Here is a 7,500-nt window from a genome sequence, read left to right on the forward strand (position 1 = left end):
CCAGAATATTCGCACTCAAACTCTTTCGTAAATCCAAATCCACCGCGACGATTTCCAGAGCGTTCCGGAATCGTTTTACGAGCGTGCTTTTTCCGGATCTCGAAGACGAATCCACGTTGACCGAAATTATTTCCTTTTATCTTCCAGGTAACAGTCTGATCTTGAAGATGGTGAATTTTCACATGAAGATCCGCGATCTCGCAAAAAAAAGAACGATCGGTTCCGCCAATCTTGTACCCTATCTATTCGGGCTTTCGAATCTTCTCTTTTGGAAGGATCATATTTTACGTTATGCGGAAGAGAAGAGCGGAGAAACCGGTCTTAAAGAAACCGCGGTGCGAGGCGGTAAGATCGCATATACAAATCAGGTCGCCGATTCGAAAGAAAGAATGGAACTCGAAAAAATTCTGGACTTTCAAATGTCCGGCATCGAAGTCGAATCGGATTTCTTCAAAGTTCTTGAGGATAAGAAAAAAAAAACTCTGACAACTGCCGCCGACATCGAAAAAAAAAGTTGGTGGAATCCGGAACTTCATAAAAGAGAAGCGTTAACCGGTAAGGCCAAACTGCTCAATTCGGGCAATCCTCTCAAAAGAGGAATCGAAATTAACACCCCGGAAACGGGAGGTCAGATGAAAGAAGGCGCGGACGCTTGGTACGGACAAGACACGCGCGGCAACAAGGGTCAAGGTGAACCTGCGGGCGGAGGTGGGGCTTGGGGTTACCGCACCGAAGAACTTTATAAACAATTTCTTGCCAAGCGTAAGATTCTATGGGAATACACGATCCAGGTTTCCTTGAAGGAATTCAAAGAAGTGTTCGGCCAAAGTCTCGAAGAGATCGAACTCAATTTAGATCGTCTTTTCGATCCTGAAATCGACATTACTAGAATGTATCGAATGGAAGGAAATCGGATCGATGCTCGAAAATATATTTCCTTCCTATCCGGAAGAGGGGACTCGAAAGTTTTTGATCGAACCATCATTGATAAGAACGAGGAAAAACTGAAAGGTGTGGAAGTTGCCTTTCTCGTTTCCAAATCCAGAAGGATCTTTAACTTCGAATACGCGGTCGCGGTGATTTCCGCGATGCTTTCTTCGGCTTATATTTTAAGGGAACACGAGGTAGATTTTTCGATCCACGCGTATTCGGACCGAAACAACAGAAAAGATAGAATCGATCTGATTCCGATCAAACGCCTGGAAGAAGAATATGACGAGGCTAAAGAGGAAGAAATGTTCAATTATCTACGAACCGACTGGCAAGGCGATTCCGTAGAAGAATATCAGCTTCTCGAAAAGGTAGAGTCGTATTTTTCACCGGAAGCACAGACGAAAATTGTGGTAATGATCTCCGATTTTCGGGGACAAAGAGGAAAGGCGGACGTTTCCGACGAAATCAATTCCAGAGACAACCGTAAACTACATGCAGAAATTCTAAAGAACCAAAATCGGAATTACGTCTTCTTGGGAGTCGGTCTCGGAAGAAGATACATTGCGGAACATCTGTTTCAGGATTCCATTCAGATCACTTCGGATAATTTTTACAATATGCCGAATCTGATCGGAACCGAATTAGGCAGACTCATTCTTACCCATCATAGTATGAGAAATTAATCGGAAGGCCGGAAAGACTTTGTATCAAAGGGATCGAGGGAAGATGATTCGAATGAACCTGAGAATCGATTGTAAGATTTGGGCTCTTTTAGGTGTTATTTCCGCTCATGGCGTTTCGAGATGTTTTATGGTGAATTATCTTTTGTGGTTGGATGATTCGAAGCGGGGATTCTATCGATCTAACTTTGAATGTGGGATGTCCCTCCTTAAAAAAGATATCTTTTTCACAAGAGAATCGTCCCACTTTCGTTAGCAGCGAATTTAAAAGTATTCGCATCGATTCTTCGTATTCTTACTGATCTCTAAAAAGGCAAAAATAAGGATCTTTCGTATTGATCCCTAAAAGGATATGATTGATTTTTCCTGTGTTATTCGAATCGTCTTTATCAATATACGCCTCGTACTATTGTATGCCGCGATGTCTTGATACGAACCTAAAAGATAGTATAACGCGTCCCTTCCGTATTTACTATACTCGGACGCATGAATAAAATACTATGATAAACTATTTCGAAAATTAGAATCTTTCTCTAAAAAGTCGAGATTTCTCGATTTGACTTAATTTTTGAGAACCGTTGTACTTTTGCAAAACCGACTGCTTATTTTCGAGTATCATTTTCATGCGTCCGAGTCGTATCTACGGAGAAAACGGAAACATTCCGTTCGAATAGAAACGAATTGCGTCTAGGTTTTTATATCGAATCGCATTCATCAACGGAGTCATAGCGCGGGTGTTATTTTTCATTCCGACGGCGACGGACAGTATCATTCAAAAAAGTTCCCTGCGTGAGCGATCAATGCGGAGTCAAGAAATTAAAATTATATAATAAGAATATAATAAAAGAAATATACAATTTCTTGACTGAAATACTGTATTTTGGCCCATAGGGAAAAATATTGAGTTATAGCGCGACTCTGCGCTCTGAAATAAAGGCGCTCTCGCAGAGGCACGCCCCTATCCACTGATTCCTTACGGTGTGGATTCCTTTGAAAGACTTCAAAAACTGCTTCCCAAGGTGGTTTCTCTTTACAACAATGTTAGACCACATGGGGCGCTTTCTTCAATGCGCCCAGCTCATTCGAAAATAAATTTACTAAAAATAGAAGGAACACGGCGCAAAAAAAGGATGCGATTGTGGGAACTCCCACGTTTTAGTAGATACAGGCCTTTTTTTGACCTCAGTGAGCGGCTAAAAGGTCGAATGTAAATGAAGCGCTAAATTTCATCGAGTGCGTTAGACAAAAGGATTGAATTCAAAGGGACAATAAAAGTGGATTTTAGATTTTAGGAATTCTTACAAAGACGGTAGAATATCAAATGGGCTTTCGGAAAAAAAATTTTCCCTAAAATCAATACAATCAAACCGGATAAAGTCGGTTTAAAAAAGTAAGATGGCAAATAAAAAAGAAGAATCCGGACATTCTCCTCTGGTCAATAAAAAGGCCAAGTTCAACTTCGAATTAGTTTCTTTCATCGAAGCGGGAATCGTTTTGTCCGGATCCGAAGTCAAGAGCCTTCGAGAAAAGAAGGGGAATCTTACCGACGCATTCGCTAAGATTAAAAACGGGGAAGTGTTTTTGGAGAATTTTTCAATCACTCCGTACAAAAACGGAGGATATGCCAATCATCCCGAAATTCGTCCGAGAAAACTCCTCCTTCATAAGAAGGAAATCGAAAAATTGGAACGTCAGGTAAAAGAAAAGGGTTTGGTTCTCGTTGCTACTAAGGTTTATTTTAAGAATAATCTTCGTGTGAAAGTGGAAATCGCCGTGGGCAAACCGAAAAAGATCCACGATAAACGGGACGACATGCAGAAAAAAGACGCGCAACAGGAAATCGCTCGCGCGTTGAAATCATCCAATCGCTACGGATGATCGGTGACGAAAATCGGGAATAGAATGGCTAAAGCCGGAAAAAAAGAAATCGCAGAGTCGGAAGAAGTTGTTCCGGTCAAAGCTCCTCGTAAAGGACCCGGAGAAAAAATCCCGATTGTGTCGATCGTGGGCAGACAAAACGTAGGAAAGTCCACTCTGTTTAATTCTCTTTTGAAGAAAAAACTCGCGATCACGGAGGATTATCCCGGTGTGACGCGTGACGTTCTTTCGGCGAGGATCTATCAGGAAGAAAAGGATCTCGACTTTTATCTCTGCGATACTCCCGGGCTCGACATAGAAAATCCGGATTCTCTTTCCCAAACCATATTAGAAGCCGCTTATAGACAATTAAATGAGTCCGACGTGATCATCTTTTTATTGGATAAGAATCTGATCACCGCCGCCGATCATACTTTACTCAATTATCTGAGAAAGGAATACGGACCCGCGGACAAGCCGATCATCTATTGCGTCAACAAGGCGGACAAGGAGCTCGACGAATTCGATCTGGAGGAATACTACAGAATGGGTCTTGCCGAAGTACTGCCGATTTCGGCGATCGGAAGAAAAAATCTGGGGCTGTTACTTGAGAAAATTAAATTTTTCTTAAGTAATAAACCAGGTAAGGTTTGGATCGAAAAAATTACCGCTTCCAAAAAAAAGGATCTACAACCTCTTCCTCTTGCGGAAGAGGACTACGAGTTCCGGCTTGCGATTATAGGAAAACCGAACTCCGGAAAATCCAGTCTTTTGAATGCGATTTGCGGTTATGAAAGGGCGGTTGTGAGTGATGTCGCCGGAACAACCCGGGATTCCGTGGATACTTTATTGGAATTTGGCGATAGAAGACTTCTACTTACCGACACCGCCGGAATTCGTAGACATAGCAAGACCGCGGAAGCTCTGGAATTTTATTCGTATCAAAGAACTCTAAAGGCGATTGAATCGAGCGATCTCGTCATCCATCTTTTGGACGCAAAAAAAGGATTCGGAGATTTCGATAAAAAGATCACGTCTCTTCTCCAGGAAAAGGGAAAACCGTTTTTGATCGCGGTCAACAAATGGGATTCCATCGAGGATAAAACCGACAAAACTTTCCGGGAATACAAGGAAAAACTTTACAGTCGTTTTCCGTTGTTAAACGAAGTGCCGATTATCACGATCAGCGCGACCGAAAGGCTGAGGGTCCAAAAACTCATCGATCTTTCTTTCGATCTCGCGTCCAGATCTCATCGAAAGGTCAGCACATCCGAGCTCAATAAAAATCTAAAGAACTGGATGAGCCAGGCGGGAAGATCCTTTTCGGCGCATCAACCGCCGAAGATGCTTTATTGTACACAGGTTTCCACTTCTCCCTTTCACCTGATCCTGTTTGTAAATCACGTGGAATACTTTAAATCGAACTTGGTTTCTTTTTTGAAAAAGAAACTCACCGAAGCTTATGACTTGCAGGGGATTCCGGTTCGATTGGAGTTTCGATCGGATCGAAAATGAACTTCGCGATTTTTGCATTTCTTAGTTTTATCGCGGGCTCGATTCCTTTCGGATATTGGATTGCTCTTCGATTTGCAAAGACGGATATCCGCAAATTCGGGAGCAAAAATATAGGGGCCACAAACGTGGGTCGTTCTATCGGTTGGAAGTTCGGTTTTCCGGTGTTGGTCTTGGATGTGGCTAAGGGTATATTTCCGGTTTATCTTTCCGGGATTTATGTTTCGGAAGGAGGGATTCCGTTTCAATTGGCCTGCGGAGTTCTCGCAGTTTTAGGACATATGTTCTCGCCTTTTTTAGGTTTCAAAGGAGGGAAGGGAGTTGCCACTACATTGGGAGTATTTTTGGTTTTGACTCCTGTTGCCTGTCTCGGGGCGTTCTTTATTTTTTTGGTGACTATTAAATATTTTAAATTCGTATCTCTCGGATCAATTTTTGCTTCCCTTACTCTTCCGCTCGTTTATGCTTTTTCATCGGTTCTTCTTTTGCACGAAGAGGTTTCGTATTGGATCTTGGGGACAATGGTGCTTATCTCCGTCGGAATCATACTCACTCATAGGGAAAATATTTTTCGGATCTTAAATCGATCCGAATTGTTCGCGGTCAAAAACGAAGACGAGGAACAAAACGGTGATTCAGAGAGAAATCGACGATAACAAAACCCGTGAAGAAAAGATAAAATTTTTAGAACAATATCTTCAGTATCATCCCGTATTCGAAGTCGTCGATTTATACAAATGGCTTTATTATGGAGAATTCGGCGAGGTTGAAAAACAGGAATTCTATTCGGATCAGAGCGAAGTCGTTCCAGAATTACAGTCCATACTGGATGATCTGAAAGCCGAAAAAAATAAGCCTTACCCAGAGATGGTTTGGGAGCCGCTTGGGTTTTCTCAAAGATATCTTCTTGTTTATCTTACTCCCTATGTAAAACGCGATTACCCTCTCAAACGATTGGTCAATTTGATGCAGAGATCTTCCGCATTTCAGGGATATCGAATGAGATTCAAATTGGACTGGATCATTCTCAAGGATATCATCACGGAAAAAATGCCCGTGTTCACAAAACAGGAATTCAATGATTTTGAGGACCGTATCGGATTTCAACAATTGCCGGACGTGGAACTTTCGAATACTTATAAAAGTACGTATCCCGCGAGCTTTCGAGTCGTGTCCGCAAAATTATTCTACGAATACTTTCCCGAGTTCGTAAAAGAACCGCAAGGATTTTCTCTCCTGATGGAAATGGGTGGGGAGCGAGAATCCGAATTGGAATTATCCAAACGAGAGGATTCGTTTGGATCCGAAGCGAACCCGGAATCTCAGGCAGTGCAAAGAAAACATGCACGGGAAACAAAAAAGAGAACCGGGAACCAAGGCTTTTCAACGGAAGACGAAGAGCCCTACGAAGAAAATCCGGAGAATTTCAATTTTGACGGTTTGTAAGAAAGCTTGAGAGTCAACGCCAATGTTTCCGCGGCTTTTGCTCTGCACCGCGGATTCTGCTTTACAAGGTTCTAAATTTTATGTTAGGTTGAATAAAAAAGGAAGTTCGCAGTCATGCTCAAAGAAATTAATTTTGCAGTTCAAAGCTCTACGGGAGCTAGGCAATTTTCCAAATCCGAACTTACTCTTCGTAATATGCCCGATCGTCTTCACCCGCTTTCCGAATTAGAAAACGTAAACTCGGGAGCGAGAAACATCGCAAAGGTAGGGGTCAATACGGATGACCAAGCTATTCGTCGCGGTTATCTGATCGATTTGAACGCGTAATTTGTTATCGCTTTTACGAAGTGATCTTCTGAAGAGCGTATCAATCAGGGTTCGAATTTAAATAGAATCTTTGGATTCGTGTGTTCGATAACGATTCAAGCGACTTCTAAAAATTTCAAAATCTGCTATTTATTTAACGTGAGTTCGGCCTAAGGAGAGAGTAAAAGTTGTAAATTGTCTTTGGATCTCAAATTCAAAGAAGGTTTTTTTGGAAAAAATGAAAATGCAACTAACCCACTTAATAAATTAACAGCCCAATTGAAAAAGCTTCGATGTCTAGTATGTTGAATCTGACAGATATTTTTGAGTTCATCATTTACGGATTCAATGATAGCTCTTTTTCTTAAAAGAATTTTATCAACTAAGGGCATTCATTTATTTTTCATATTCTTTTTAAGTTTTGTAATGAGTTGAATTCCTTTTTCGAACCACCGGACAAAAGTATTTTCACGTTCCAGTTTATTTTTTGTTGTGTACAATAATCGTCTATGGCACAAAATATCTCTGTCAGATCCATATTTAACCCTTTTCTTGCTGGAAATTTAGTTCAATATGTGATCTGGCGCTTTTCAGTACAAGATCTTTCTCTGTTTTCCTTTTTACGATCCTGCTCACGTTAAAAACGATTCAGAAAAAATATTGGGAACTACTACGAGACGGAGCCACCGGCCAAAAGTTTACGTTTGAGATTCGTAAACTCTTTCAGAACGGCTCCCAAAAAAAGATTTTTCTTTCTGGTTTCGTC

Annotated in this window: 8 protein-coding genes and 2 pseudogenes (2 of these 10 only partly in view); 7 read left to right on the forward strand and 3 right to left on the reverse strand. The window is 41.4% G+C overall.

The window, feature by feature from the left end:
- A protein-coding gene (locus LEP1GSC062_RS09675; protein WP_020984109.1) for an AAA family ATPase crosses the window boundary here: on the forward strand, positions 1 to 1,616 show its 3' portion. The gene continues 1,417 nt to the left of window position 1, outside the view; only the last 1,616 of its 3,033 coding nucleotides appear in the window; its start codon lies beyond the left edge, outside the window; it ends in the stop codon at positions 1,614 to 1,616.
- A pseudogene (locus tag LEP1GSC062_RS09680) lies at positions 1,612 to 1,819 on the forward strand (DUF1564 family protein); the annotation flags it as partial. The gene LEP1GSC062_RS09675 and the pseudogene LEP1GSC062_RS09680, both read left to right, overlap by 5 nt.
- Positions 1,820 to 2,253: 434 nt before the next feature.
- On the opposite strand, the gene LEP1GSC062_RS25280 reads toward LEP1GSC062_RS09680, so the two are convergent.
- Positions 2,254 to 2,385, reverse strand: coding sequence for a hypothetical protein (locus tag LEP1GSC062_RS25280; protein ID WP_020984127.1), 132 nt, complete (start codon positions 2,383 to 2,385; stop codon positions 2,254 to 2,256).
- A 623-nt stretch (positions 2,386 to 3,008) separates the two neighbouring features.
- Between LEP1GSC062_RS25280 and smpB the strand changes: the two genes are divergently transcribed.
- The 5 genes from smpB to LEP1GSC062_RS09705 all read left to right on the forward strand — a co-directional run bounded on the left by smpB (position 3,009) and on the right by LEP1GSC062_RS09705 (position 6,755).
- Entirely contained in the window at positions 3,009 to 3,491 is a 483-nt protein-coding gene (smpB, locus tag LEP1GSC062_RS09685; protein WP_010578824.1) for an SsrA-binding protein, read from the forward strand.
- Between the two features lie 24 nt (positions 3,492 to 3,515).
- On the forward strand, positions 3,516 to 4,985 hold the full coding sequence (der, locus tag LEP1GSC062_RS09690; protein ID WP_010578825.1) for a ribosome biogenesis GTPase Der: 1,470 nt from the start codon (positions 3,516 to 3,518) through the stop codon (positions 4,983 to 4,985).
- Positions 4,982 to 5,638, forward strand: coding sequence for a glycerol-3-phosphate 1-O-acyltransferase PlsY (plsY, locus tag LEP1GSC062_RS09695; protein ID WP_010578826.1), 657 nt, complete (start codon positions 4,982 to 4,984; stop codon positions 5,636 to 5,638). The genes der and plsY overlap by 4 nt, the downstream gene beginning before the upstream one ends.
- Positions 5,613 to 6,428, forward strand: coding sequence for a hypothetical protein (locus tag LEP1GSC062_RS09700; RefSeq protein ID WP_010578827.1), 816 nt, complete (start codon positions 5,613 to 5,615; stop codon positions 6,426 to 6,428). The genes plsY and LEP1GSC062_RS09700 overlap by 26 nt, the downstream gene beginning before the upstream one ends.
- 114 nt (positions 6,429 to 6,542) lie before the next feature.
- The gene (locus LEP1GSC062_RS09705; RefSeq protein WP_010578828.1) at positions 6,543 to 6,755 is read left to right on the forward strand and encodes a hypothetical protein; all 213 of its coding nucleotides are present in this window, start codon (positions 6,543 to 6,545) and stop codon (positions 6,753 to 6,755) included.
- Positions 6,756 to 6,904: 149 nt separating this feature from the next.
- On the opposite strand, the pseudogene LEP1GSC062_RS09710 reads toward LEP1GSC062_RS09705, so the two are convergent.
- Both LEP1GSC062_RS09710 and LEP1GSC062_RS09715 read right to left on the reverse strand, forming a co-directional pair.
- Positions 6,905 to 7,186, reverse strand: a pseudogene (locus LEP1GSC062_RS09710) (transposase); the annotation flags it as partial.
- Positions 7,187 to 7,404: 218 nt separating this feature from the next.
- On the reverse strand, positions 7,405 to 7,500 hold the 3' portion of the coding sequence (locus tag LEP1GSC062_RS09715) for a motility associated factor glycosyltransferase family protein (protein WP_020984020.1). Its footprint extends 1,737 nt past the window's final position; 96 of the gene's 1,833 nt are visible here — the last part of the coding sequence; its start codon lies off the right edge, out of view; the stop codon is at positions 7,405 to 7,407.

Origin of the sequence: Leptospira alexanderi serovar Manhao 3 str. L 60 (assembly GCF_000243815.2) — a bacterium.
Taxonomy (GTDB): Bacteria; Spirochaetota; Leptospiria; order Leptospirales; family Leptospiraceae; genus Leptospira; species Leptospira alexanderi.

Coding starts and splice junctions, on each gene's coding strand:
- LEP1GSC062_RS25280 (WP_020984127.1), bottom strand. CDS start 2,385: ATGATACTGTCCGTCGCCGTCGGAATGAAAAATAACACCCGCGCTATG.
- smpB (WP_010578824.1), top strand. CDS start 3,009: ATGGCAAATAAAAAAGAAGAATCCGGACATTCTCCTCTGGTCAATAAA.
- der (WP_010578825.1), top strand. CDS start 3,516: ATGGCTAAAGCCGGAAAAAAAGAAATCGCAGAGTCGGAAGAAGTTGTT.
- plsY (WP_010578826.1), top strand. CDS start 4,982: ATGAACTTCGCGATTTTTGCATTTCTTAGTTTTATCGCGGGCTCGATT.
- LEP1GSC062_RS09705 (WP_010578828.1), top strand. CDS start 6,543: ATGCTCAAAGAAATTAATTTTGCAGTTCAAAGCTCTACGGGAGCTAGG.